The organism is Thioalkalivibrio sp. ALJ16 (assembly GCF_000377345.1).
Classification (GTDB): domain Bacteria; phylum Pseudomonadota; class Gammaproteobacteria; order Ectothiorhodospirales; family Ectothiorhodospiraceae; genus Thioalkalivibrio.
Genome location: NZ_KB898040.1, coordinates 68,936 through 95,174 on the forward strand (window position 1 = coordinate 68,936; position 26,239 = coordinate 95,174).

Consider the following 26,239-nt stretch of genomic DNA (forward strand, 5'->3'; position numbering starts at 1 on the left):
CCGGGGCGGCCTTTTCTGGATCTGGTAGGCGCGATTGGACTCGAACCAACGACCCCCACCATGTCAAGGTGGTGCTCTAACCAGCTGAGCTACGCGCCTGTCGTGTTCAAGCGGCGTATTCTACAGCGTCTTGCGGGGGTGTCAAAGACTTCCGCACCGGTTGGCTTGCGGGCATACGGGTCGGGACCTGATCGATGCCCGGAACCCTCTGGCGCTGATTCCTCGGAGCTGCGCTGGCCAATGGCCTGAAGGGCTCGGTGCAGATGGGCGCCTGGCTGCGGGTGGCGGTTTGTGTATGCTTGGGCCGGGCCGGGGGAGCGGCCTGCACGGGGATCTGCTGGGCACATGGGACACTGGAAGCTGTACGGGGCGTTCGTCCTGGCCGCGGTGCTGGGGCTGGTGGTGGGCTGTGCGCCGATGCAGCCGGCACCGGACCGTGCGTGGGCGAAGCTGGCGCCGCCTGCCACGGACGGGCCTCTGGCGCACTGGCTGGAGGGCTACGAGCCAGCCCGGATCGATGGGAAGAGCGGATTTCGCTTGCTCGACGAGGGTGCGGAGGCCTTTCGCTGGCGGGTGATGAGCGTTCGCAAGGCGCGCGAGCGGATCCAGGTGCAGGCGTACATCTGGCGCGATGATGCCGCGGGTCGCGTGCTCATGGGCGAGCTGCTGGCGGCGGCCGATCGCGGGGTGCAGGTATCGCTGCTGCTGGATGACATCGATGCCCGCGGGCGCGACGCGAAGCTGGCGGCGATCGACCAGCACTCGCATATCGAGGTGCGGATCTTCAACCCCTTCCATACTCGCGAGGGCCTGCTGCGGGCCAGCGCCGAGTTCTTCTTCCGCGGTAGCGACCTGAATCACCGGATGCACAACAAGGCCTGGGTCGTGGACGGCCATCTGGCAATCACTGGGGGGCGCAATGTCGGCGACGAATACTTCGAGGCGAGCCCGGACTACAACTTCGCGGACCTGGATCTGGTGGTAGCCGGCCCGCTGGTCCGGGAGATCGAGCAGTCCTTCCTGGATTTCTGGAACAGCCCGGGGGCCATCGGCATGGCGCGACTGGCGCCGGGGGAGGGGGCGCCGGAGCGGCTGGCGGTGCAGCAGGGCGCGTTGCGCGCCTGGGTGGCACAGAATCACACCCATCCGTTGATGCAGATGGAGCCGTTAAATGGCCTGCCGGTGCCGCAGCCGATGGCCGATGCCGCGGCCTATGTGTGGACCGCGCAGGCGGAGTTCGTGGTGGATGCCGAGGCCAAGGCGCGCGGACGCGGTGACGGCTCGCGGGTCGCGGATGCGCTGGCCCAGCGGCTGCTGGAAGTGGAGCGGGAGTTGCTGATTATGTCGCCGTACTTCGTGCCCGGACGCGATGGTACCGCGCAGCTTTCGCACATGAGCACCTCGGGCGTGCGGGTGCAGGTGCTGACTAATTCCCTGGCCTCCAATGATGTGGCGTTTACCCATGGCGGCTATGCGCGCCGCCGCCACGCGCTGCTGGACGCGGGCGTCGAGCTGTTCGAGCTGCGCCCGACCGGACCGCCGCGCTGGGCGCGGCTGGAACGCGACCGCGACATCCACCCGTCGCAGGCCAGCCTGCATACTAAACTGCTGGTGTTCGACCGCGAGGAGGCCTTCGTAGGGTCGTTCAACATGGACCCGCGCTCGGCCCATACCAACAGCGAGTCGGGCATGTTTCTGCGCGATCCGGTGCTGGTGGAGCGCCTGGCCGAGCTGTACGGGCAGGGGCTGCGTTCCGAGGTCGCCTACCGCGTGGACCGGGATGCAGTCGGAGGGCTGATCTGGCGGGACGGATCCGGCAATGCCCGTCGCTACGAGCCCAAGGCGGGATTCTGGCAGCGATTCGTGTCCGGGATGACACGGATTCTGCCGGTGGAACCATTGCTGTAGGCGGCACGAGCAAACCCCAGGTACAGAGAAAACGGAGAGCGATCAATCATGGAATGTGGACAGTGCGGCAAGGAGAATGCCCCGGATGCGCGTTTCTGCGCGCAGTGCGGGACAGAGCTGGACGGGGCCATCGCGCGGGCCGACGGCCCGCCAGAGGATCGCGCGGCCTATGGTGGTTTCTGGATCCGGGTCGGGGCCTATCTTCTGGATGCGGTGATTATCGGCGTGCCGCAGGTGGTGGCACAGGCGCTGATCAGTCCGGAGACCATGGTGGCGCGCGGTCCGGATGATCCCGTGCCCCCGGGCGAGGCCGCTTGGTTCCTGGTGAATGTCGTGGTCGCCTGGCTGTACTGGGCCGGGATGCACAGCTCCCGGTATCAGGCAACGCTTGGGAAGATGGTGTTCGGCCTGAGAGTGGTGGATTTCAACGGGGACCGGATCACGTTCCTGCGCGCGACCGGGCGCCATTTCGCGACCATTCTGTCCGGGCTGATCCTGATGATCGGCTATATCATGGTGGCGTTCACCCGGCGGCGTCAGGCGCTGCATGACCTGATCGCGAACACCCTGGTTGTGCGCAAGGAATGGTTGCGCTGAAGGTGCCGAGACCGTCGCGGGACCTATGCCGCGCGAGGCGCTACCAGTGACGGCGGATGCGAAGCCGACGGAGGTCTTCGATGTCGTCGTGATCGGGGGTGGCGCGGCCGGGCTGATGTGCGCGCTGACCGCGGGCGGGCGCGGTCGCCGGGTACTGGTGCTGGACCACGCCAATCGGGTCGGCAAGAAGATCCTGATGTCCGGTGGTGGCCGCTGCAACTTCACGAACCTGTACTGCGAGCCGGACAATTTCATCTCCGCCAACCCGCATTTCGTGAAGTCCGCGCTCAGTCGCTACAGCCAGTGGGACTTCATCGCCCTGGTGGAGAAACACGGCATTCCCTACCACGAGAAGAAGCTGGGACAGCTGTTCTGCGACCGTTCGTCCAGGGATATCGTGCGCATGCTGCTGGACGAGTGCGCAGCGGTCGGGGTCTCGGTGCGCACGGATACACCGGTGCGCGACGTCCAGCCGGGCGCACCGCACCGGCTGGAGGCAGGCGGCGAGGCGATCGCCTGCGAGTCGCTGGTGATCGCCACCGGGGGGTACTCGATCCCGCGCATGGGGGCGACCGGATTCGGTCTGGACCTCGCGCGCACGCTGGGACTGTTGCTGCAGCCGACGCGCCCGGCTCTGGTGCCGTTCACACTGAGTGGGCGCCCCCTTGAGGAACTGGAGGGGCTCTCCGGTGTGGCGCTGGATACGGTGACGACGGCCGGCGGGATGGGATTTCGCGAGAACCTGCTGTTCACACACCGCGGGCTGAGCGGGCCGGCCGTGCTTCAGGCCTCGTCCTACTGGGAGGAGGGGCAGGCGGTGATGATCGACCTGTTTCCGGATCTGGATCTGTCCGCGCACCTCCAGGCGCTGCGCACGCAACGTCCCAAGGTCGAACTGAAAAGTGTGCTCGGAGAGCAGCTGACGCGCCGTGTGGCGCAGCGCTGGTGCGAACTGTGGGTCGAGAACCGGACCCTGGAACAGCTAAGCAACGCCGATATCGAGCGGGTGGTCGCGGCCTGCCAGCCCTGGACGGTGTGGCCCTCCGGGACCGAGGGCTACCGCACGGCGGAAGTGACCCTGGGTGGGGTGGATACCGGCGAGCTGTCCTCCAAGACCATGGAGTGCCGGCGGGTCCCCGGTGTGTACTTCATTGGCGAGGTGGTGGACGTGACTGGCCATCTGGGCGGGCACAACTTTCAGTGGGCCTGGGCCTCCGGGCACGCGGCCGGGGAGCACGCCTGAGCCCCGCGGCAGTCCGGCTGCCAGGCCGTGCGCAAAAACCTGGTTCAGCACCCGCCGTCCCGTTGGAAGAAGGCATGGCGGGTGACTACGCTCCTGTGGAAGGCATTCAGCCCTTACAGCGCATTGCCGCAAAGGCATGCAAGGAGCAGGCATGAAGATTGACCAGTTGGTTGAGACCGCCGAGGCGATGGTGGCGCCCGGCAAGGGCATCATCGCCATTGATGAATCCACCGGTACGATTGCCAAGCGCCTGGCAGCGGTCGGAGTGGAGAACTCGGAGGAAAACCGGCGCACCTACCGCGAGCTGCTGCTGACCACTCCGGGTCTGAACGAATACATCTCCGGGGCGATCCTCTACGACGAGACCATTCGCCAGTCCACCCGGGACGGCCGCCCGTTCGTCGACGTGATGCGGGAGGCCGGCATTCTTCCCGGCATCAAGGTGGATACCGGGGCGAAGGATCTGGCCGGTTTTCCGGGGGAAAAGGTGACCGAGGGCCTGGACGGTCTGCGTGAGCGCCTGGAGGCGTATGCCGGGATGGGCGCGCGGTTTGCCAAGTGGCGTGCGGTGATCACGATTGGCGAGACCATGCCCACGGACACCTGTATCGAAGCGAACGCGCATGCCCTGGCCCGGTATGCGGCGCTGTGTCAGGAGCAGGGGGTAGTGCCCATCGTTGAGCCGGAGGTGCTGATGGACGGGGATCACGACATCGAGACCTGCTACGGCGTGACCGAGGCCACCCTGCGGGCGGTATTCCGCGCCCTGTACGAACATCACGTATTGCTTGAGGGCACGATCCTGAAGGCGAGCATGGTGCTGCCCGGGAAGGACTGTCCGGAGCGGGCGGACGCAGAGGACGTCGCGCACGCCACGCTGCGCTGCCTGGAGTCCGCGGTACCGGCCATCCTGCCAGGCATCGTGTTCCTTTCCGGCGGCCAGAGCGATGCGGATGCGACCCGGCACCTGGACGCGATGAACCGGATCGGCGCGGCACCGTGGCCGCTGTCGTTTTCCTACGGGCGCGGCATGCAGCAGGCCGCGCTGCAACTGTGGGGGCAGGATATGGCCGCGAACTACGAGAAGGCACAGCAGACTGTGTACGAGCGTGCGCGCGACAACGGGCTGGCCTCCCAGGGTCGGTATGCGGCCTGAGCCCTGGGCGAACGGCCCCGGATCGCACGCGTTATTGATCTGGATCAAGAAAAGACGTAGCGGGCATTACTAGCCTGAAGCGGTCGGACTCGACTGCGGGGCCGCGTGGGATGCACGACTCCCCCAGCGTGCGCGCGGTCCGCTCGTTTTCGACGGTGTATGTCGCGTCTTGGCCTGCTATCTGCGGATAGCAGGCTTTTTTGTGTCCGGGCCGGGGAAATGTGAAGCCCCGTCCAAAAATGATGAAAATCGTTAACGTCCGCGATTGTCCGGAAAAATACGCAAATAAAGCGGAAATATCGGCCAAAAAAGGCGATGCGAGCGGGGCAATGGGGCCCTTGCAGGGAACATTCTGCGGCCACGTGCGTCGTGAAGCGGGAAGGACGTTATTGTCCGAAACGATTTAAGCCACCGAGGAGAACGTGAATGAGTCTTACGCGCAGAGAGTTTCTTGAAGCCATGGTTGCAGCCAGCGCGGCCGGATTCTCGATGAATGCCTGGGCGGGCGAGAAGGGCAGCTGGCGACCTGCCGAAGCGGATATGTACGACCTCCCGAAGTTCGGCAACGTGTCGCTGCTGCACTACACCGACTGCCACGCGCAGCTGAAGCCGGTGTACTTCCGCGAGCCGGACGTGAATATCGGCGTGGGGGACATGCAGGGCAAGCCGCCGGTGCTGGCGGGCAACGCCATACTCGAGTACTTCGACGTGGAACCCGGCACTCCGATGGCGCATGCCATTTCCCATCTGGACTTCAAGTACGCCGCGGAGAAATACGGCCGCCTGGGCGGGTTCTCGCATCTGTCCACGCTGGTCAAGAAGCTGCGCGCCGAGCGCCCGAATTCGCTGCTGCTGGACGGCGGCGATACCTGGCAGGGTACCGCCACCTCGCTGTGGACCGACGGACAGGACATGGTCGACGCCCAGAAGATGCTGGGGATCGACATCATGGTGGGGCACTGGGAGTTCACCTTCGGGGCCGAACGCGTGACCGAGGTGGTCGAAAACGAGTTCAAGCCGAACGGCATCGACTTCCTGGCGCAGAACATCGAGGACCGGGACTGGGGCGACCCGGTGTTTGATCCCTACACCATCCGCGAGATGAACGGTGTGCCGGTGGCGGTCATCGGTCAGGCGTTCCCGTACACCTCGGTGGCCAACCCGGACTACATGTTCCCGGACTGGAGCTTCGGTATCCGTGACCAGAACATGCAGCGTATGGTCGACGAGTGCCGCGAGAAGGGTGCGAAGGTCGTGGTGATCCTGTCGCACAACGGCATGGTGACCGACATGGAAATGGCGCGTCGCCTGCGCGATGTGGACGTGATCATGGGTGGTCATACGCATGATGCGGTCCCGGGCGCGATGGAGATCGAGAATGCCGATGGTGGCCGTACCCTGGTGACCAATGCCGGCTCGAATGGCAAGTTCCTCGGCGTGATGGATCTGGACGTGACCGATCGCGGCATCCGCGACTACAAGTTCACCCTGCTGCCGGTGTTCTCCAACCTGATCGAGCCGGATGCGGATATGGAAGAACACATCCGCAAGGTGCGCGAGCCGTACGAGGACAAGCTGAACGAGGAACTGGCTGTTACCGAGGGCGTGCTGTACCGCCGCGGCAACTTCAACGGCACGTTTGACGAGGTCATCATGGACGCGATGATCAAGAAGATGGATGCCGAGGTGGCGCTGTCTCCGGGCTTCCGCTGGGGTATCAGCGTGCTGCCGGGCAAGCCGATCACCTTCGAGGAGCTGATGACCCAGACGGCGACCACCTATTCGGAGACGCAGCGCAACGAGATGACCGGTGCGCAGCTGAAGAACGCGCTGGAGGATGTGGCCAACTCGATCTTCAACTCCAACCCCTACCACCACCGCGGTGGCGACATGGTGCGTACCGCCGGTATCGAGTACACCATCGACCCGCACGAGTCGATGGGGAGCCGAATCAGCGACATGTACATCAATGGCGAGCCGGTGGATGCGGACAAGAACTACGTGGTCGCCGGTTGGGCCAACGTCCATGAGCCGCTGGATACCGACCCGGTCTGGGATGTGGTCGCTGACTACCTGCGCGAGCAGGACACGATCCGGCCCGGCAAGCCGTACCTGCCGAAGCTGAAAAACGTGGAAGGGGACCCCGGTCTGGCGCGCTAGGCGCCGCCCTGTACTTGGCCCGCCTTTGCGGGCCGGGTAGTCTCGCCGCCGTGCACGTCAGGCCGTGCACGGCGGTTTTTTTTGCCCGACGGGCGGCGATCAGGGGAGAGCACTTGCGGATGGATACTCGGGAAGAGGGTTTTGCCGGCCTGCTGCTGTACTGCCGCGCAGGATTCGAGGGCGACCTGACCGCCGAACTGACCGAGCGCGCCGCAGCCGCGGGCCTGGCCGGCTTTGCGCGAGTGGAGGCGGGTGCGGGGTTTGTCCTGTTCGAGCCCGCGGACGGCTGTGTGGCGTCGCTGGAGTCGGTGCTGGCGCTGGAGCCGCTGGTGTTCGCGCGCCAGGTCTTTCCGGCTCTGCCCGTGCTCGAGGGGCTGGATCGCAGCGACCGTCTGACGCCGATCATCGAACAGGTGGTCGCGGCCGGGTGGCGGGTCGACTCGATCTGGCACGAGACTCCGGATACCAACGAGGGCAAGGCGCTGCGGCGGTTGATACGGGCGGTGGAGCGCCCGCTGTCGGCGGTGCTGAAACGCCGTGGCGTGCTGCGACCAGCGGCGGGTGGGCGGCGCCTGCATGTGTTCTGGCGCGCGGGTGACCGGGTCCAGCTCGGGCTCAGCCAGCCGGGACGGCGCAGCGAATGGCCGGGGGGCATCCTGCACCTGCGTTCACCGCGGGAGGCCCCCAGCCGATCCACCCTGAAACTCGAGGAGGCCTGGCATACCTTTATCCCCCGCGAGGCCTGGGAGGAACGTCTGGCGCAAGGGATGCAGGCGGTGGACCTGGGGGCGGCGCCGGGCGGGTGGACCTGGCAGCTGATTCGGCGCGGGATGTACGTACATGCGGTGGATAACGGGCCCATGGATGCCCGGCTGATGGCGACCACCCAGGTGGAGCACCACCGCGCGGATGCCTTTACCTGGGAACCTCCGAACCCGGTGCGCTGGCTGGTGTGCGATATCGTCGACAAGCCCGCAAGGGTGGCCGCACGCATCGCGGACTGGCTGGAGGCCGGCTGGTGCCAGGAGACGATCTTCAACCTCAAGCTGCCGATGAAGAGCCGCTGGCAGACGGTGCGCCAGTGTCTCGGCCATATCGAAGAGCGCCTGCAGGCAACAGGGGTGGGTTACCGGCTGCGGGCGCGGCAGCTGTATCACGACCGCGAGGAGATCACCGTGCACGTGGTGCGCGATTGAGCCTGGCGGTCAGGGTTAGCGGCGGCGCTATTCGCCTTGAATGGTGATGGTGAGTCGGCGACTGTGGGGCGCGTATCGGTGTTCCCACAAAAAGAGACCCTGCCAGGTGCCGAGTACCAGGCGCCCGTGACCAACCGGGAGGGTCAGGTCGTTGTGGGTGAGCATGGCGCGCGCGTGAGCGGCCATGTCGTCGTCGCCTTCCATGTCGTGGCGGTAGGCGGGGTCGGCGTCCGGCGCAATGCGCTGAATCAGGGTTTCCAGATCATGGCGCACATCGGGATCCGCGTTCTCGGTGATCAGCAGCGAGGCGCTGGTGTGATGCTGGAAGACGTGACAGGTCCCGGTGGTGATGCCGGAAGCCCGGACCACATGTTCCACCGCCTGGGTGATGTCGAGGGTGCCGCGCCCCCGGGTCTGCTGTGTGAGGGTGTCCTGGTAGACGGCCATGAGCGTTCTCGAATGCAAACAAAAAAGCGCCCGCAGGCGCTTGATTGGTCGGTCAAAAGTGGTGGAGGCGGCGGGAATCGAACCCGCGTCCGCAGGACCTCCGCCTTCGGCTCTACATGCTTATTCTGTCTTTGAGTTTAACCAGCCACTACCCGACAGGCAGGGAATGCAACTGGCGATCCCGGTTGAGTTTTAATGGATCCACGCCGGGCGCGCTTCACCACGAGCTTATGAGAGTCGACGCCCGATACTGGACGCATAAGCACGGCTCCAGTCGGACGGCATCTACCGGTTTTTAAGCGGCGAGTGCGTAGTTGTCGTCGTTGGCAACTATTTTTTTGCAGTGATTTTAACGAGGTTCACCACATCCTCGGCATGCACCTAAGGTTTCGCGACCCGCGTCGAAGCCAAGTCGCCCCCAAGTACTTCATTGACATGGTAGCGCATCCGAAGTTCCCCGGCCATGTGATTGTCGCCCAGGAGCAGGTCAAGGGCGGATTTATCACGGAGGGCACAGCGGACACAGAGCCGGTCGATTTACAGGAAGATTGGAAGACGGGAAGATTTTTAATGGGATGACTGGCACCGTTCAGGGCGATCCTCGTCACCCCAGAACCTTCTTGCCTTCCCGTCTTCCCGTGAACAGTCGCTTGACCTTCTCCGTGCCCTCTGTGGGCTCCGAGGTGAGATCGGTCTGACAGGTCCCGCGCGGCGGGCGTGTCCGGTACAATGCGCTGCTTTTGCCACGTCGGGTTTCGAGGAAGCGCAATGCGGGTTGTGGAAGGGGGCGCGGCGGTCTCGCCGTTTCGGCTGCAGGCAATGGAGGCTGGGCTGCGGGCGGTGGTGCCGGGGGCCGGTCCGCTGGCCGCTCGGTTTGTCTATTTCGTGGCCACCCGCCGCCGGCTGAGCGCCGCCGAGGAAGCCGTGCTCGGGCGCCTGCTGAACGAGGGTGAGGCCTGGACTCCCCCGCGGTTCGCGGTGTGTCGCGAGCTGGTGGTGATCCCGCGCTTCGGCACGATCAGCCCGTGGTCGTCCAAGGCCACCGAAATCGCACATCACGCGGGTCTTGAGGGTGCGATCGAAAGGATCGAACGCGGGGTGCACTGGCAGCTCGGCGGAGAGCCGGCTCGGACCGCCGATGCGGACGTGCTGGCAGGGGTGTTCCATGACCGCATGACCGAGGCCGTGATCGAAGACCCGGCCTATGCGGCCCGTCTGTTCCATGATGAAACGCCGCGCTCGCTGGCGCGCGTGGAGCTGGGCGCCGATGCCCGCGCGGCCCTGGAACGCGCCAACGCCGATCTGGGGCTGGCGCTGTCGGCGGACGAGGTCGACTACCTCGCCGAGGGCTTCTCCGCCCTGGGTCGCGCGCCCACCGATGCCGAGCTGATGATGTTCGCGCAGGCGAATTCGGAGCACTGCCGGCACAAGATCTTCAATGCCGCCTGGGTGCTGGACGGTCAGGAGGACGCACGCACCCTGTTCGGGATGATCCGGCAGACCCATGCGCGCCACCCGGAGGGTGTGCTGTCGGCCTACAGTGACAACGCATCCGTGATCGCCGGGCACCAGGGAACCCGCCTGATGCCAGATGCTATCACCGGCGAGTACCGGCGCGAGACGCTGGACCTGCCGATCCTGATGAAGGTGGAGACGCACAACCATCCCACCGCGATCTCGCCCTTTCCGGGCGCGGCCACGGGCTCCGGCGGCGAGATCCGTGACGAGGGCGCCACCGGCCAGGGCTCCAAGCCGAAGGCGGCGCTGACCGGTTTCTCGGTGTCCAACCTGCAGATCCCCGGTTTTGCCCAGCCCTGGGAGCGCGATTTCGGTCGCCCCGGGCGGATCGAGAGTGCGCGGCAGATCATGCTGGACGGCCCGATCGGGGCCGCGGCCTTCAATAACGAATTCGGCCGCCCCGCGCTGGCCGGTTACTTCCGGACCCTGGAGATGGCGTTGCCGGACGGGAGCGGGGGCGAGCGACTGTACGGCTACCACAAGCCGATCATGCTGGCGGGCGGGGTCGGGTCGATCCGCGGCGAGCATGTGCACAAGCAGGATGTGCCGGCGGGTACCCCGATCGTGGTGCTGGGCGGCCCGGCGATGCTGATTGGTCTGGGCGGTGGGGCCGCTTCGTCCATGGCCAGTGGCGCGAGTTCCGAGCAGCTGGACTTTGCCTCTGTGCAGCGCGGCAATCCGGAGATGGAACGGCGCTGTCAGGAGGTGATCGACCGCTGCACCGCGCTGGGTGCCGGCAACCCCATTCTTTCCATTCATGATGTCGGGGCCGGCGGGCTTTCCAACGCGATCCCGGAGATCCTGGATGATGCGGGGCGTGGCGGGGTCATCCAGCTGCGCGATCTGCCCACCGCGGAACCGGGACTGTCGCCAATGGAGCTCTGGTGCAACGAGGCACAGGAGCGCTACGTACTGGCGATCGCCGCCGATCGTCTGGAGACCTTCCGCACCCTGGCCGAACGCGAGCGGGCGCCGTTCGCGGTGGTCGGAGAGGCCACCGATGCCGGACACCTGCGGGTGGAGGATCGCCTGTTTCACGAGCCGCCGGTGGACATGCCGATGGGCATGCTGCTGGGCAAGACGCCGCGGATGACGCGCGAGGACCGGCGCCTGCCCGCGCCGGTGACCGCGTTTGACCCGGAGGGCGCGCCGCTGGCGGAGGCCCTGGGGCGGGTGTTGCGCATGCCGGCGGTCGCGGCCAAGCACTTCCTGATTACGATTGGTGACCGCAGCGTGGGCGGGTTGGTGGCGCGCGACCAGATGGTGGGCCCGTGGCAGGTGCCAGTGGCCGACTGCGCGGTGACGCTGACCGATTTCGACGGCCACAGCGGCGAAGCGATGGCGATGGGCGAGCGCACGCCACTGGCGATCCTGTCGGCACCGGCCTCCGGACGAATGGCGATCGGCGAGGTCGTGACCAACCTCGCGGGCGCGGATATCGACGGTACGCATGCGATCCGTCTGTCGGCCAACTGGATGGCGGCCGCCGGCGTGCCGGGTGAGGACGCCAATCTGTTCGACACCGTGCGTGCCATCGCCGAGGACCTGTGTCCGGCACTGGGGATCTCGATCCCGGTGGGCAAGGATTCGCTGTCGATGCGCACGGTATGGGAGACCGCCGAAGGCCAGTCGCGTCACATGCATGCGCCGGTATCGCTGATTGTGTCCGGGTTCGCACCCGTGGTCGACGCGCGGCGGACGCTGACCCCGATGCCGGATGTGGCCGCCGACGACCGCCTGTGGCTGATCGATTTGGGCGAAGGCCGGATGCGCAGCGGTGGCTCGGCGCTGGCCCAGAGTTATGGACACATTGGCGAGACGGTCCCCGATGTGGTGGACGCCGGGCGCCTGCGCGCCTTCTTTGATGCGATCACAACGCTACGGCGTAACGGGCTGTTGCGGGCCTATCACGACCGTTCCGATGGCGGTCTGATCACCACGCTGCTGGAGATGGGCTTTGCCGGGCGCTGCGGACTCGATATCGAGGTGCCCGCGGACCATCCGGCCGCGGCCTGGCTGTTCAACGAGGAGCTGGGCGCGGTGGTGCAGGTTGCGGCAGGCGCCGAATCGGCGTTGCGCGACGCGCTGGCGGCCGCCGGGCTGGAGGCCCATCTGCACCCGGTAGCGCGTCTGCGTGCGGACGAAGCGATCACGGTGCAGCAGGGCGGCAGCCCGCTGTTGCACGCGACCCGCTCGGACCTGCAGCGCCAGTGGCAGGAGACCTCGGCGCAGATGCAGCGCCTGCGCGATGATCCCGAGTGCGCCGACGAGGAGCTGGAGCGCGTGGACGCGGACGATGGCCTGCAGCCACGACTGGTCTTCGACCCGGCCGAGGATGTGGCGGCGCCGATGATCGCAACGGGTGTCCGCCCGCGGGTCGCGATCCTGCGCGAGCAGGGTGTGAACGGGCAGCTGGAGATGGCGGCGGCCTTCGAGCGGGCCGGCTTTGCGCCGGTGGATGTGCACATGACCGACCTGCTGCAGGGCCGTCAGGATCTGGACTCGATGCAGGGACTGGCGGTCTGCGGCGGTTTCTCCTATGGCGATGTCCTGGGTGCCGGGGGTGGCTGGGCGCAGACCATCCTGAATCACGCCAGCCTGCGCGATGCGTTCCAGGCGTTCTTCGAGCGCGGGCAGACCTTCACTCTGGGGGTCTGCAATGGCTGTCAGATGCTGTCGCACCTGGCACCGCTGATCCCGGGGGCCGATCACTGGCCTCGCTTCGTGCGCAACCGTTCGGAGCAGTTCGAGGCGCGGCTCTCGCAGGTGCGGGTCGAGCCGGGACCGGCGGCCCTGCTGGACGGCATGGCCGGGTCCGTGCTGCCGGTCGTGGTATCACATGGCGAGGGCCGCGTGCGCTACCCGGGCGACACACCGGTCCATGACCAGGCCGCGCTGCGTTACGTGGAGGCCGATGATGCCCCGGCCACACGGTATCCGGCCAACCCCAACGGATCGCCCGGTGGCGCCACCGGGTTCTGCAGCGGCGATGGCCGTGCGCTGATCATGATGCCGCACCCGGAACGGGTGTTCCGCACGGTCCAGCACAGCTGGCACCCCGAGGACTGGGGCGACGACGGACCGTGGATGCGGCTGTTCCGCAATGCCAGGGTGTTCGTCAACTGAGGGGCTGCGCCGGGATGGTCTATAAGGAAGGCAGTTTCCGGAGCAGTCAGGGACATGGGGGCGTGCATGGATGAGGCCAGCGAGAACGAGTTCCTCGGCGAGGAGCTCCGGGTTTCCAGCCCCCTGATGATCGGGCCGTCGAGCCGCCCGCTGACCGATCCCGTGCTGGCGCAGCGTCTGATCGAGAGTCTCGACCTGTTCGACGACTCTCAGTCGCGCGCGGTCTCGCCGCACGAGGAAGAGGGCGCGCCCGAGGTGCAGCGGCTGGAACACAAGCTGGATCTTCTGCTGCACCTGGTGGCGGAGTCCCTGCACCCCGAGCGGCCCGATCCGGTCGCGGTCACCATCAGCGCCCGCGGAATTGTGCTGCCGGAAGGCACGCTGCCGGAGGACTGCGACCGCGTGGAGATCTATCTCAGCCGTTTGCTGCCGCAGCCGTGCGTGCTGGGTGTCGAGACTCCGACAACCCGCGGAGCGCAGCAATTCACACGCTGGACCGGCATCGACGGTCCGCTGGAGGAGGCCATCGGGCGCTGGATCTTTCGCCTGCACCGGCGCGAGGTGGCGGAGAAACGCCAGAAAGTTGACGCCAATCGCAACTAGGCCGGATACTGCGAACTCGATCACAGCGCCGGATGCGGCCCGGGGCTCCCCGGAGTCCGCAACGGTCACGGCCACCGAGGCACAGCAGCATGTCGGATCCGGGCGAAGTTCAGCAGACCCTGCGCATTGCGCTGAGTGGTGACGTCGGCGCGACGGAGGCCACACGGGCCATCCTCAACTGCATGGGCTGCGAGGCGGAGACGCACAGCAATCCCAGTGACCTGACCGATGGCTCGCCCGCGGCGGCGGTGTGGCTCTGCGGCCCGGCCGCGGAGCTGGACGCGCGCCTGCAGGAGGAGCGCGGCGACCCGGCCGCGGTGGTGGTGCAGCCGACCGACGGAGGCGAGGTCCAGGCCGATGGTGTGGATTGCGTGGTCGAGCATCCGCTGTCCATCGCCCGGGTCTCCCAGGTCCTGCAGTGGCTGCGTTTTGGCCGCGAGCCGGGCTATGACGACATGCCCGGCCTGGTCGGGTCCCATCCAACGATGCAGGCGGTCAAGCGCCTGGTGGGCCAGGTCGCACGGACCGATGCCACCGCCCTGATCCTGGGCGAGACGGGATCGGGCAAGGAGGTCGTGGCCCGCGCGATTCACAATGCCTCCGAGCGCGCGGACAAGCCTTTTGTCGCGGTGAACTGCGGGGCGATCCCGGGCGACCTGCTGGAAAGCGAGTTGTTCGGCCACGAGAAGGGTGCCCTCACCGGGGCATTCACCGCCCGCGCCGGGCGCTTCGAGCTGGCCGAGGACGGCACGCTGTTTCTGGACGAAATCGGTGACATGCCGCTGCCCATGCAGGTCAAGCTTCTGCGGGTGCTGCAGGAGCGGGTGTTCGAACGTGTGGGCTCCAACAAGTCCATCCCGGCGCGAGCGCGAATCATCGCCGCGACCCACCGCGACCTGGATGCCGCAGTGGCGGATGGCGGCTTTCGCCAGGATCTGTATTTCCGGCTGAGCGTATTCCCCATCGAGCTGCCGCCGCTGCGCGAGCGCACCAGCGATATGCCGCAGCTGATCGCGGCGCTCGAGGAACGAGTGCGCGAGCAGGGCATGACCCCGGCCCATCTGACCCCGGCCGTGGTGGCGCATCTGGGGCAACTGGAGTGGCCCGGCAACATCCGCGAGCTGGCCAACCTGCTGGAACAGCTCGCCATCATGTATCCCGATCTGCCGGTGGATCTGGCGCAACTCCCGGCACGGGTGCGCCCGGACGGCATCGAGGACCTGAGCCTGCCGCCCACGGCGGGACGCGAGAACAGCGGCGGCGCGGCCGCGGAAGGGTTGTCGCTGGTCGGTGGGCTGCCACCGGAGGGCGTAGATCTGCGCAGCTTCCTGAACGATCTCGAGCGCGACATGATTATCCGAGCGCTGGAGGAGACGGGGCATGTGGTCGCCCGCGCGGCCCGGCGGCTGGGCATGCGCCGCACGACCCTCGTCGAGCGTATGCGCAAGTTCGGTTTGGGGAAGGGCTGAAGGGACGGAATCCCGTCGCTTCCGCGGTCCAGCATGCAGGCCAGACGCGTCGGAAGTTCGACGAAAAATCCAGGACGGCTCGAATAACCCTCCAAAAAACAATCCCCTAAAGACCTGGCGCATGTCTTGCTTTATGTCTCCCGAATCTCTTGCGGAAGGCATCCATGTCACGAGCGACAATCCTGCTGGTCAATTCCGATCCGAATGTGCGCGAGGCCGTGGTGCAGGTCCTGGCCACTATTCCCCGGGTGCGTCTGCAGACCTGTGCTTCCGCGGAGGAGGTCGAATCGATGCTCGAGGCGGGGCGGCCGGCGGCGATTCTGCTGGGTGAGGTGGAGGGGCTTGATGGCTGGAGCCCGCCGGCGCTCGCGCAGGGTGGTCCCGCGCTCGCCGCCGTCAGCCGCGAACCCAGCCACGAACGCGAGCTGGCCGCGATGCGTGCCGGGGCCGAGGCGCATTTTGCGTTGCCGGAGATGGCGGCCGGCCTCGCACACTGGCTGCGGCCGCTGCTGCGCACCGAGGGTGGTTTCGAGGCACCGCCGATGGTTGCGTGCAGTGACGCGATGCAGGCCCTGGATCGTTTCGTCTCGCGGATCGCACGCAGTAACGGGACGGTCTTCGTGACCGGTGAGTCGGGGGTGGGCAAGGAGGTGCTGGCGCGCCAGCTGCACGCGCGTTCGCCGCGCAGCCAGGGGCCATTCGAAGCGATCAACTGCGCGGCGCTCCCGGAGGCGATGCTGGAGGCGATGCTGTTCGGGCATGCCAAGGGCGCGTTCACCGGTGCGCTGGAGGCACGGCCGGGCAAATTCCAGCGCGCCCACCGCGGCACGCTGCTGCTGGACGAGGTGACCGAGATCCCGGTCCATCTGCAGGCCAAGCTGCTGCGCGCGCTGCAGGAGCGCGAGGTCGAACCGCTGGGCGGGCGTCAGGCCGAGCGGGTGGACGTGCGCGTGATCGCGACCTCCAACCGTGACCTGCGCGAGGCAGTGGCCGATGGCGTGCTGCGCGAGGATCTTTACTACCGCCTGAACGTGTTTCCCCTGTGTATCCCGCCACTGCGCGAGCGCGCCGAGGACATCGTACCGCTCGCACAGGCGCTGCTGCGCCGCCTCAGCCGCGGCCGCCTGCAGGATCTCGATGAGGGCGCCCGGCGTCGCCTGAAGACCCATGACTGGCCGGGCAACGTGCGCGAGCTGGCCAATGTGATGGAACGCGCGATCACGCTGTACGAGGGCGGCGCCGGGCCGCTGACCGCGGAGTCGGTATGGCTGGACGCCGACATGCTAGGTGCATGGACCGCACCCGCCGGGGACACGTATCCGTCAAGCGCGGTGGGTGCGATTGACGAGAATCCGACGCCCTTGCTCGAACAGACCCTGCAGACACAGGAAAGCCGGGTGATCCTGAACGTGCTGCGCGAGTCCGGCGGGCGCCGCAAGGAGGCCGCGGACCGGCTGGGAATCAGCCCCAGAACATTGCGTTACAAGATTGCGCGACTGCGCGAACACGGGTTTGCGGTTCCGGCCTCCGGCTAGGGCGGACGTTTGTGGCATGTGCCTTGCATTGAATTTTTCAACAGTTCAGGACATTAGGGGTTTCGGCGGACGGACGGATCGTGACCGCCGCGCGGCCACCGAGGGGTAGAGAACATGAGCGAGATGCAGATCCAGAATGTGCTGCAGCAGATGCGTCAGCTGACCCAGGCCAGCGGTGTGCAGAATACGCAGCCGGCCCAGCCCGTGCGCGAGTCGCAGCGGGTGGGCGGGGTCGACTTTCAGAATGTCCTGACCGAATCGCTGCGCGGCGTGAACCAGGTGCAGCAGGAAGCGACCGATCTGCAGACGCGCTTCGAGCTCGGCGACGAGAACGTGAGCCTGCCGCAGGTGATGACCGCGATGAGCAAGTCCAGTATCGCCTTCGAGGCGACCAATCAGGTACGCAACCGGCTGTTGACCGCGTATCAGGAAATCATGCGGATGCAGGTCTGATCGGCGCGCGGGCTGAGGGAGAGAACGGACAATGGCCGAAAATGCACAGTCCCTGCCGGCGGTCGTGACCAGCGGGATCCGGGAGTTCAACGGGATGCCCGCCGGGCGCCAGCTGGCGCTGATGGGTATGGCCGCCGGGGCGGTCGTCGTGATTGTGGCCTTGTTGTACTGGGCGATGCGTCCAACCTACGTACCGTTGTTTCCGCGTATGGATGCCGAGGATGCGGCCGAGGTGGTCCAGGTGTTGTCGCAGGCCGGGATTCAGTATCAGGTGGATTCCACCACGGGGCAGGTCAAGGTGCCGCAGGGCGATGTCGCCAGTGCGCGCCTGCAGCTGGCCAGCGAGGGGCTGCCGCGCTCCGGCGATCTGGGTTTCGAGCTGCTGCAGGAGGATACCGGCCTCGGCACCAGCCGGATGATCGAGGGTGCCCGGCGACACCGGGCGATGGAGGGCGAACTGGCGCGTACCGTCGCATCGCTGGATGCGGTGGATTGGGCGCGCGTGCACATCGCCGAGGGCGAACAGTCCGTGTTCGTTCGGGATCGGCGCCCGGCCAGTGCGTCGGTGGTGGTGCACCTGCGCGGCGGGCGCTCGCTCAGCGAGTCGCAGGTGGGCGCGATCGTCCATCTGGTGGCCTCCAGCACCTCGGATCTGGACCCGGAACGGGTGACGGTCGTGGATCAGCGTGGACGGCTGCTGACGCAGGACGGCGCCGAGGCCGGCATGGGCGGAAGCAGTGATCGCCTCAGCTTTACCCGCGACGTGGAACAGCGTTACACCGACCGCATCCAGGACCTGCTGATCCCGATTGTCGGGCGTGATCGGGTGCGGGTGCAGGTCAATGCCGATATCGACTTTTCGCGGGTGGAGCGGACCGAGGAGCTGTACGACCCGGAGACCATTGCGCTGCGTTCCGAGCAGACGCGCGACGACGAGCGTACCGGCCCCGATGCCGGCGCCGGGGGCGTGCCCGGGGCCCTGACCAACCAGCCGCCCGCCGGTGGCGTGATCGGCGATGACGCGGCGGACGCCGAGAACGGCGCGGGCCAGCCGGCGCCGCTGCCCGGCAGTCGCAGCAGCAGCGTCACGCGCAATTTCGAAGTGGACCGTCGCATCAACCACATTCGTGAAATGCCGGGTGGCGTGCAGCGGGTCTCGACCGCGGTGGTGGTGGACTTCCGTCAGGAGGTCAACGAGGACGGCGAGAGCGTGCAGGTGGCGCGCGATGCCGAGGAACTGGACCGGATCGAGGCCCTGGTGCGCGAGGCGGTTGGCTTCAATGCCGCGCGCGGGGATACGATCAACGTGGTGACGGCCCCGTTCGAGGCCCCGGCCGAGGAGATCATGGCCGACGAGATCGCGTTCTGGGAGCAACCCTGGTTCCTCGAACTGGTCAAAATCGTGGCGGCCCTGCTGCTGGCGCTGATCATCCTGCTGACCGTGGTGCGCCCGGCGATGAAACAGCTGATGAAGCGCCCGGAACCGCCACCCCGGCGCGAGGATGAACGCGAGGCGCTGACGGACGAATCCGGTGGCATGGCGATGGGCGCCAGCGGTGAGGGCTCAGCCGTGGCCGCGCTGACCGGGCCGAAGGGGCCGGACCAGCAGGAAATGGATCTGGAGGCGGTGCGCGAGATGGTCCGCGAGGATCCGAAGCGCGTGGCCCAGGTGATGAAGACGTGGTTGGGTGAAGATGGCCGCTGAAAAGACCTCCAAACTGGAAGGCGCCGAGCGCGCCGCGGTGTTCATGATGAGCCTGGGCGAGGAGGCCGCGGCCGAGGTCATGCGCCACATGGGCCCGAAGGAGGTGCAGAAGATCGGCACAGCGATGGCGGCGATGGACCGGATCTCGCGCAGCGACGTGAACGCCGCCCTGCATGACTTCTCTACCCACGTGCAGGAACAGACGGCCTTGGGCGTGGGCGCCGACGAGTATGTGCGCAGCGTGATGGAGAGCGCGCTGGGCGACAAGGCATCGGGTCTGATCGACCGGATCCTGCTGGGGCGCAATTCCAAGGGTATCGAGGCGCTCAAATGGCTGGATCCGCGCGCCATCGCGGACATGCTGCGCAACGAACATCCGCAGATCGTGGCCATCGTGCTGTCGCATCTGGATGCGGACCAGGCCTCGGATACGCTGAAGTACCTCCCTTCGCGCGTGCAGTCAGACATCTTGATGCGGATCGCGACGATGGACGGCGTTCAGCCGCAGGCCCTGCAGGAGCTGGACGATATCCTCGATCGCCAGCTGTCCGGCAATGCCGCGAGCAAGACCTCCATGCTGGGCGGGGTGCGTTCCGCCGCCAACATCATGAATCTGATGGAGGGCTCGCGCGAGGCGGAGCTCATGGAGTCGATCAAGGAGTCCGACGCCGATCTGGGGTCGCGCATCGAAGAGGAGATGTTCATCTTCGAGAACCTGGTGGAGATCGACGATCGTGGCATCCAGACCCTGCTGCGCGAGATCCAGACCGAGTCGCTGGTGCTCGCGATGAAGGGCGCCGATGACGACCTGAAGGACAAGATCTTCCGGAACATGTCCAAGCGCGCCGGCGAAATGCTGCGCGAGGACCTGGAGGCGAAGGGGCCGGTTCGGGTCAGCGAGGTCGAAGCGGCCCAGAAAGAGATCCTCACCGTTGCACGGCGCCTGTCGGAGAACGGCGACATCGTGCTGGGCGGTGGGGGTAGCGAGGCGATGCTGTGACCGACGCCCCCGCGGCCCGGCTGTACACGGACGCCTCGGCGTCGCGCTGGGAACCGCCGGAGATCGGCGCCGATGGCCTGCAGCCGCCCCGGCGGCTACCCACGGCTGCCGAGATCGAGGCGATCGAGGAAGAGGCGCGCAAGAACGGCTTTGAAGCCGGCTATGCCGAGGGTCATGAACTCGGTCAGAGGGAGGCCGAGAAGGCGGCGCGGGCGCGCGAGGACAAGAAGCTGCGGGAGACCGTGGCCGCGCTGGAGGCCGTCGCCTGCGGCCTGGTGGACCCGCTGGCCGATGCCACTGATGCGCTCGAGCCGGAACTGCTCGCGCTGGTGACGGCGCTGGCGCGCAAGGTTGTTCAGGGCGAACTGCACACCCGCCCGGAACAGATCGAGGCTGTGCTGAAGGAGGCCCTGGCCCAACTGCCCGGCCGCAATCAGACGGTCCGGGTCTACCTGAATCCCGACGACCAGGCCCTGGTACAGGATTACGGCGCGGCGGCGCCAAACGAGATCACCTGGGTCGCGGACCCCGCGCTGGCTCGCGGCGGCTGCCGTGTGGAGGCGGGCGCCGCGAGTGTGGACGCCAGTCTGGAGCGGCGCCTGCAGCAGACGGTAGAGGCGCTTTGGGATGGCGACTACCCCGATCCCGAGGCGCACGCGGGAGCGGAGCAAGACCCTGAACCGCGTACGGACGGCCCCGGCCGGGAGGATACGTGAGCAGCCCGATCGAAGAGGTACGGCGCAAGGGGCGGGAACGCCTGAGCAGTGGTCTGCTGGATCGCCTGCAGCAGTCGCGCGGGCGGGTCGAGCGCGTCAATCCGCCACAGTCGGAGGGCCATCTGTCCCGCCTGACGGGACTCACCTTCGAGGCCGAGGGCCTGCGCCTGCCAATCGGGGGGCGCGCCCTGATCCACGGCGAGAACGGACCGCCGGTACCGGCCGAGGTGGTGGGGTTCCAGAACGACCGTACCTTTCTGATGCCGGAGGAGCTGGCGACCGGCCTGACCCCCGGGGCCCGCATCGAGCCCCTGGATAACCAGCGCCAAATCCCGGTGGGCGAAGGCCTGCTCGGTCGCGTGATTGACGCCAATGGACAGCCGCTGGATGGCAAGGGCCCGATCCGGACGCATGTGTTCGGACCGCTGGCCGGGCGCCCGATCAATCCCCTGCAGCGGGCACCGGTGCGTGAGCCCCTGGATGTCGGCATTCGCGCCATCAACGGGCTGCTTTCGGTCGGCCGTGGCCAGCGCCTGGGCCTGTTTGCGGGTTCCGGGGTGGGCAAGAGCGTGCTGCTCGGCATGATGACGCGAAACACCACGGCCGACGTGATCGTGGTGGGGCTGATCGGCGAGCGTGGCCGGGAAGTGAACGAGTTCATCCACGAGATCCTGGACGAGGAGTCGCGGACGCGAACGGTCGTGGTGGCGGTGCCGGCGGACCAGTCTCCGCTGCTGCGTCAGCATGGGGCCTGGGTCGCGACTGCCGTGGCCGAGCACTTTCGCGATCAGGGGCTGCATGTCCTGCTGCTGATGGATTCCCTGACCCGGTTCGCCCAGGGCGCGCGCGAGATCGCCATGGCCATTGGCGAACCCCCGGCCTCCAAGGGCTATGCGGCCTCGGTGTTCGCACGCCTGCCGCAACTGGTGGAGCGGGCGGGCAATGCCGATACCGGGGGCGGGTCCATTACCGCCTTCTACACCGTGCTCGCCGAAGGCGATGACCAGAACGACCCGATCGTGGACGCCGCGCGTGCCATTCTGGACGGACATGTCGTGCTCTCGCGCGAGGTCGCGGAAACCGGCCGTTATCCCGCGATCGACGTCGGCGCCTCGGTATCGCGCGTGATGTCGGCGCTGATTGCGCCGGAACACGAGCGCGCCGCCCGCCGCTTCCGCGACCTGTCGGCGACATACATGCGTAACCGCGACCTGATCGCGGTCGGGGCCTACCGCAAGGGTGCCGATCCGCACCTCGACGAGGCGGTCGCCATGCACGAGCGGCTGGAGGCGTATCTGGCGCAGGGCCGCAACGAGGCGGTGGGCTTCGATCAGGCGCGCAGCGAACTGCTGGCGCTGGTCGGAGCCGCGGGGTGACGGGATGAACCCGAGGCGTCTTGAGCGACTGCTGCGGCTGCGGCGGATCGAGGAGAGTGAGGCGACGCGTCAGCTCGGGGAACGCCTGCAGCAACTGGACACGATTGCGGGGCAGCGGGAGCGGCTGGAGACCTACCAGCAGGACTACCTGCACGCGACCCTGCCGGACGACGCCAATGCCCTGAAGTGGCTGGCCGGGATGCGGGATCAGCTGCGTTCGGCGCTGGAGCAGCAGGATCTGCGCCTGCAGGCCGCGGAGTCGCAGGTGGATACCGCGCGCCAGGAATGGCTGGAACGCCACCGCAACTGCCTCTCGCTGGAGAAGCTGCTGGAACGGCGCCGAGCCGAGACCGCGCAGCAGGATGCCCGGCGGCAGCAGGTGGAACAGGACATGTGGGCGACGCGGCAGGCGCATGCACGCGGGGGCGCCACGGATTGGCAGGGTTCTTGAATGGACCCTGTTGGTAAACGATTAATCAGTGTTTCCCCAAGGCAAGGGCGCCGGGCAGTCCCCGGCATACAGAGGATCCGGACATGATCGCGACACAGAACACCGGCCAGGGCATGTTGCCGCTGCTGCAGTTGCTGGGCGGCAATGGCGCGGCCCAGGACCTGGAAGCGCTGCAGAACGGCCTGCAGACGCTGGAGGCCGATGCGGAAGGCAGTTTCCTTTCCGTGCTCGAGCCGCAGATGGAGGCGCTTCTGGCGCAACTGGGTGTGCCCGCCGACGAGCTGGAGGGGCTGGACCTTGAGGCCATGCTGGCCCGCCTGCAGGACCTGCTGGACGGGCACGACCTGGCCGCTTCCGCGAGTGCGGATGGCAAGGGCTTGCCGCTGGCCGCACTGATGGCGGCCACAGACGCGGGCGAGCCACGCGCGGTCGGGCGCGGCGAGGCGACCGGAAACGAGCGATCCGGTCGCTCGGCCGCCGCCTCCGAGGCGGCCCCGGTGAAACCGCTGCCGGCGGCCCTGATGCGCCTGTTCCTCGACGCCAGCCAGGCCACGGCAGGCCGCGAGGGCGGCGCGTCCCTGAAGCTGGACCCGACGGGCATGCCGGGCCTGACCCGCGAAAACGTACTGGATGTGCTCGCACAATGGATGACTCAGGGGGCGGACGAGGGGCGGCGTGGACGCTCGGATGTGCTGAGCGCGGTACTGCCGGCCGCGGCCGGTCAGGCCGAGGCCGGTGAGCCCGCGCGCGCCCTGCCGCGGCTGGACCTGACGCGTCTGCTGCAGCAGCCCAACGGCGCCCGGGAACTGGCCGATCAGGTGCGCATGCTCGCCCAGGCTCAGGGGGGGCGGACGGAACTCAAGCTGCATCCACCTCAGTTGGGCAGTCTAGATGTGCGTGTGCTGGTCGATGGTGACCGCACCAGCATCCAGTTTATCAGCGCCAATCCGGTGACCCGCGAGGTGCTCGAGGCCGCGATGCCGCGACTGCGTGACAGCCTGGCGGAGAGCGGGCTGAAGCTGGAGGATGCGACCGTCTCCGATCACGCCGCCGAAGAACAGCGCGAGGATACGAGTGACGCATCGCAGGCGCGTGCCGCCAGCGAGGGCGCGGGTGACGAGCCGGGCGACGAGGCCCATGACGGCAGCACCCTGTCGTTGCTTAATCGTCGTCTGGATCTGTTTGCCTGATCGCGGTTGCGGGTCTGGGAGTCGGCCCCTGTTGTCCGTGCCGGCACGCAGACCACCGCTGCCTTGAACAGCCTCGCCACCGTTTCATTTCTCCCGCCGATTTGGCGCCAAGAATCCGTCTCCCGGCCTGCGGGGCTGGCTGATTCTTGACGTTCGCGGCCGCGCGCGCCGTCCTGGCGCGTGCTCTGTTTTCCTCCAGAACAATACAAGCCACTAAAAACGTTAATAAAAATGATGCTTGGCATCTGCTTTGCTATGTTCCCTGGAAAGAGCGAATCCTGGGCTCGGCGGACAGCGGGTGTGACATGGCAGAGAAAGAAGTCAATCTGGGCGGCGAAGACGGCGCCGGGAAAAAGGGCGGCAAGGGCAAGCTGATCATTCTGCTGCTCGTGGCGGTGATCCTGGTGGCAGGGGGTGCGGCGGCGACCTGGTTCTTGCTCGGGGGCGGCGACGCGGACACCGAGCAGGCCGAGCCCGGCCCCCCGCAGCGTTTCTATGTGAGCCTGGAGCCGATGACGGTGAACATCGAGGCGCCGGGGCGTATCCGCTATCTGCGCATCCAGCTGAGCCTGGTCACCCACGAGCCCGCTGTCAGCGAGGCCATCGAACGCCACCTTCCGGCCATTCGCAACGACATCCTCGGCATTCTCGGCGAGCAGCGCTACGAAGACCTGAATACGCGTGCCGGCAAGGAGGCGCTGGCGGAGGAATTGCGCGATACGGTCCGCGAGATCCTGGCCTCGCGTGATGCCCCGCAGGCGGTCGAGGCGGTGCTGTTCAACGAACTGGTCATGCAGTAGGGGCTCGTCATGGCGCAGACGGACATCCTCAGCCAGGACGAGATCGATGCCCTGCTGCATGGCGTAGACGAGGGCGAGGTCGAGACCGAAGACCCGTATCCGAGTGACGGCCAGGCGCGCGACTTCAACTTTGCCACTCAGGACCGGATCGTGCGTGGGCGCATGCCCACGCTGGAGATGATCAACGAGCGTTTTGCCCGTCATCTGCGCGTACGCCTGTTCAACCTGCTGCGGCGCTCCGCCGAGATCTCGGTGGTCGGCACCCGCATCACCAAGTTTTCCGAATACATGCATTCGCTGTTCGTGCCGACCAGCCTGAACCTGGTCCGCGCGCATCCGCTGCACGGTACGGGCCTGTTCGTGTTTGATCCCAAGCTGGTGTTCATCCTTGTGGACAACTTCTTCGGCGGGGACGGGCGCTACTACACGCGTATCGAGGGCCGCGACTTCACGCCGATGGAGATGAAAGTGGTCCACGGGGTACTCCAGGGCGCCTTCGAGGACATGCAGAAGGCGTGGCAGCCGGTCATGGAGCTGCAGTTCGAGTTCCTGAACTCGGAGGTGAATCCGCAGTTCGCGAATATCGTCTCGCCGACCGAGATCGTGGTGATCAGCGAATTCCACATCGAGCTGGACGGTGGCGGCGGCAACCTGCACGTGACGCTGCCGTACTCGATGATCGAGCCGATCCGCGAACAGCTGGACACCGGCATCCAGTCGGACCGTTCCGACGTGGACCAGCGCTGGATGCACGCGCTGCAGGACGAGATTCAGAGCGCCGAGGTCGAGATCAGCTCGGTCCTTGCGGAGACCGCGGTCACTGTGCGCGAACTTCTGGACATCCAGCCGGGCGACATCATCCCGGTGGAGCTCCCCGAAAAGATCACCCTGCAGGTCGAGGACATCCCGATGTTCCGCGGGAAATTCGGGGTATCCAATGGCATGAATGCGTTCCAGGTTCTGGAACGCATGATTAAACGATAGAGGGCGGCAACATGGCAGACACCGACGATCCGAAACAGGAAACCGCGACCCCGGAGGACTCCACCACCGGGCAGGAGACGGTGGACGCGGCCGCCGAGGGTGGTGCTGACGACCAGGCCCTGGCGGACGAATGGGCCGCCGCGCTGGCCGAGCAGAAGGACGACGACGGCGCGGAGGCAGCTGACCCTGACGAACTGCTGAACGCCGCCCAGGGCGGCGACGCTGGCGGCGGCGAATCCGCGCCGGCGGAATCCGCAAAGCGCGAGCGCAAGCACCAGCCGGACCCGGGGGCCGAGGCCCTGAAGCCGGAGCAGCTCTCCGGTGTGGTCCAGGGCGATGGCGAAGAGATGAACCTGGAAATGGTGCTGGATGTGCCGGTGACCATCTCCATGGAGATCGGTCGTACGCGCATCCCGATTCGCAACCTGCTGCAGCTCAACCAGGGCTCGGTGGTCGAGCTCGATCGCCTGGCCGGGGAGCCGCTCGATGTCCTCGTGAACGGCACGCTGATCGCGCACGGCGAGGTGGTGGTGGTCAACGAGAAGTTCGGGATCCGTCTGACCGACGTGATCAGCCCCAGCGAGCGCATCCGCAAGCTGAAATAGC

General features: G+C 66.8%; 21 protein-coding genes, 1 tRNA gene and 1 other RNA gene. 20 read left to right on the top strand and 3 right to left on the bottom strand.

The features are described from left to right. Positions 1–22: 22 nt before the first annotated feature. A tRNA-Val gene (locus tag D000_RS0105235) sits at positions 23–99 on the bottom strand. A gap of 246 nt (positions 100–345) precedes the next feature. Here D000_RS0105235 and D000_RS0105240 point away from each other — a divergent pair. The 6 genes from D000_RS0105240 to rlmM all read left to right on the top strand — a co-directional run bounded on the left by D000_RS0105240 (position 346) and on the right by rlmM (position 8,260). Beyond that, entirely contained in the window at positions 346–1,908 is a 1,563-nt protein-coding gene (locus D000_RS0105240) for a phospholipase D family protein (RefSeq protein WP_018872487.1), read from the top strand. A gap of 48 nt (positions 1,909–1,956) precedes the next feature. Next, positions 1,957–2,505 carry an RDD family protein gene (locus D000_RS0105245; protein ID WP_018872488.1) on the top strand — a complete coding sequence of 183 codons (549 nt, stop codon included), beginning with the start codon at positions 1,957–1,959 and terminating at the stop codon, positions 2,503–2,505. A gap of 25 nt (positions 2,506–2,530) precedes the next feature. Further along, positions 2,531–3,748: an NAD(P)/FAD-dependent oxidoreductase gene (locus D000_RS0105250; RefSeq protein WP_038047537.1), complete on the top strand. Its 1,218-nt coding sequence runs from the start codon at positions 2,531–2,533 to the stop codon at positions 3,746–3,748. Between the two features lie 151 nt (positions 3,749–3,899). After that, on the top strand, positions 3,900–4,904 hold the full coding sequence (locus D000_RS0105255) for a class I fructose-bisphosphate aldolase (RefSeq protein WP_018872490.1): 1,005 nt from the start codon (positions 3,900–3,902) through the stop codon (positions 4,902–4,904). 426 nt (positions 4,905–5,330) lie between these two features. Beyond that, positions 5,331–7,064, top strand: a complete 1,734-nt coding sequence (gene soxB, locus D000_RS0105260) for a thiosulfohydrolase SoxB (RefSeq protein WP_026279780.1) — start codon at positions 5,331–5,333, stop codon at positions 7,062–7,064. A 119-nt stretch (positions 7,065–7,183) separates the two neighbouring features. Next, positions 7,184–8,260 (top strand): 23S rRNA (cytidine(2498)-2'-O)-methyltransferase RlmM, encoded by a 1,077-nt coding sequence (gene rlmM / locus D000_RS0105265; protein ID WP_018872492.1) that lies wholly within the window; start codon positions 7,184–7,186, stop codon positions 8,258–8,260. 27 nt (positions 8,261–8,287) lie between these two features. Here rlmM and D000_RS0105270 read toward each other — a convergent pair whose 3' ends face one another. Next, a complete protein-coding gene (locus tag D000_RS0105270) occupies positions 8,288–8,707 on the bottom strand; it encodes a secondary thiamine-phosphate synthase enzyme YjbQ (protein ID WP_018872493.1) in 420 nt (139 codons plus the stop codon). Positions 8,708–8,766: 59 nt separating this feature from the next. Next, positions 8,767–9,127: a transfer-messenger RNA gene (gene ssrA, locus D000_RS13790) on the bottom strand. 348 nt (positions 9,128–9,475) lie between these two features. On the opposite strand from ssrA, the gene purL reads away from it, so the two are divergent. The 14 genes from purL (at position 9,476) to fliN (ending at position 26,238) form a co-directional block, all read left to right on the top strand. After that, positions 9,476–13,351: a phosphoribosylformylglycinamidine synthase gene (gene purL / locus D000_RS0105280; RefSeq protein WP_018872495.1), complete on the top strand. Its 3,876-nt coding sequence runs from the start codon at positions 9,476–9,478 to the stop codon at positions 13,349–13,351. Between the two features lie 66 nt (positions 13,352–13,417). After that, on the top strand, positions 13,418–13,954 hold the full coding sequence (locus tag D000_RS0105285) for a PilZ domain-containing protein (RefSeq protein ID WP_026279781.1): 537 nt from the start codon (positions 13,418–13,420) through the stop codon (positions 13,952–13,954). Positions 13,955–14,043: 89 nt separating this feature from the next. Then, positions 14,044–15,423 carry a sigma-54-dependent Fis family transcriptional regulator gene (locus D000_RS0105290; protein WP_018872497.1) on the top strand — a complete coding sequence of 460 codons (1,380 nt, stop codon included), beginning with the start codon at positions 14,044–14,046 and terminating at the stop codon, positions 15,421–15,423. Between the two features lie 164 nt (positions 15,424–15,587). Next, a complete protein-coding gene (locus D000_RS0105295) occupies positions 15,588–16,958 on the top strand; it encodes a sigma-54 dependent transcriptional regulator (protein ID WP_018872498.1) in 1,371 nt (456 codons plus the stop codon). A 114-nt stretch (positions 16,959–17,072) separates the two neighbouring features. After that, positions 17,073–17,411, top strand: coding sequence for a flagellar hook-basal body complex protein FliE (fliE, locus tag D000_RS0105300; RefSeq protein WP_018872499.1), 339 nt, complete (start codon positions 17,073–17,075; stop codon positions 17,409–17,411). A gap of 31 nt (positions 17,412–17,442) precedes the next feature. Further along, the gene (gene fliF / locus D000_RS0105305; RefSeq protein ID WP_018872500.1) at positions 17,443–19,116 is read left to right on the top strand and encodes a flagellar basal-body MS-ring/collar protein FliF; all 1,674 of its coding nucleotides are present in this window, start codon (positions 17,443–17,445) and stop codon (positions 19,114–19,116) included. Further along, positions 19,106–20,116, top strand: coding sequence for a flagellar motor switch protein FliG (fliG, locus tag D000_RS0105310; protein WP_018872501.1), 1,011 nt, complete (start codon positions 19,106–19,108; stop codon positions 20,114–20,116). The genes fliF and fliG overlap by 11 nt, the downstream gene beginning before the upstream one ends. Further along, on the top strand, positions 20,113–20,832 hold the full coding sequence (locus tag D000_RS13360; RefSeq protein WP_018872502.1) for a FliH/SctL family protein: 720 nt from the start codon (positions 20,113–20,115) through the stop codon (positions 20,830–20,832). The genes fliG and D000_RS13360 overlap by 4 nt, the downstream gene beginning before the upstream one ends. Then, on the top strand, positions 20,829–22,208 hold the full coding sequence (locus D000_RS0105320; RefSeq protein WP_018872503.1) for a FliI/YscN family ATPase: 1,380 nt from the start codon (positions 20,829–20,831) through the stop codon (positions 22,206–22,208). The genes D000_RS13360 and D000_RS0105320 overlap by 4 nt, the downstream gene beginning before the upstream one ends. 4 nt (positions 22,209–22,212) lie before the next feature. Then, complete coding sequence (fliJ, locus tag D000_RS0105325) at positions 22,213–22,659, top strand: flagellar export protein FliJ (RefSeq protein WP_018872504.1); 447 nt, start codon at positions 22,213–22,215, stop codon at positions 22,657–22,659. A gap of 83 nt (positions 22,660–22,742) precedes the next feature. After that, a complete protein-coding gene (locus D000_RS0105330) occupies positions 22,743–23,849 on the top strand; it encodes a flagellar hook-length control protein FliK (protein WP_018872505.1) in 1,107 nt (368 codons plus the stop codon). Positions 23,850–24,154: 305 nt separating this feature from the next. After that, positions 24,155–24,649, top strand: coding sequence for a flagellar basal body-associated protein FliL (gene fliL, locus D000_RS0105335; protein ID WP_018872506.1), 495 nt, complete (start codon positions 24,155–24,157; stop codon positions 24,647–24,649). Between the two features lie 9 nt (positions 24,650–24,658). Further along, a complete protein-coding gene (fliM, locus tag D000_RS0105340) occupies positions 24,659–25,633 on the top strand; it encodes a flagellar motor switch protein FliM (RefSeq protein ID WP_018872507.1) in 975 nt (324 codons plus the stop codon). 11 nt (positions 25,634–25,644) lie between these two features. After that, a complete protein-coding gene (fliN, locus tag D000_RS0105345; protein ID WP_018872508.1) occupies positions 25,645–26,238 on the top strand; it encodes a flagellar motor switch protein FliN in 594 nt (197 codons plus the stop codon). The last annotated feature ends 1 nt before the right edge of the window (position 26,239 follow it).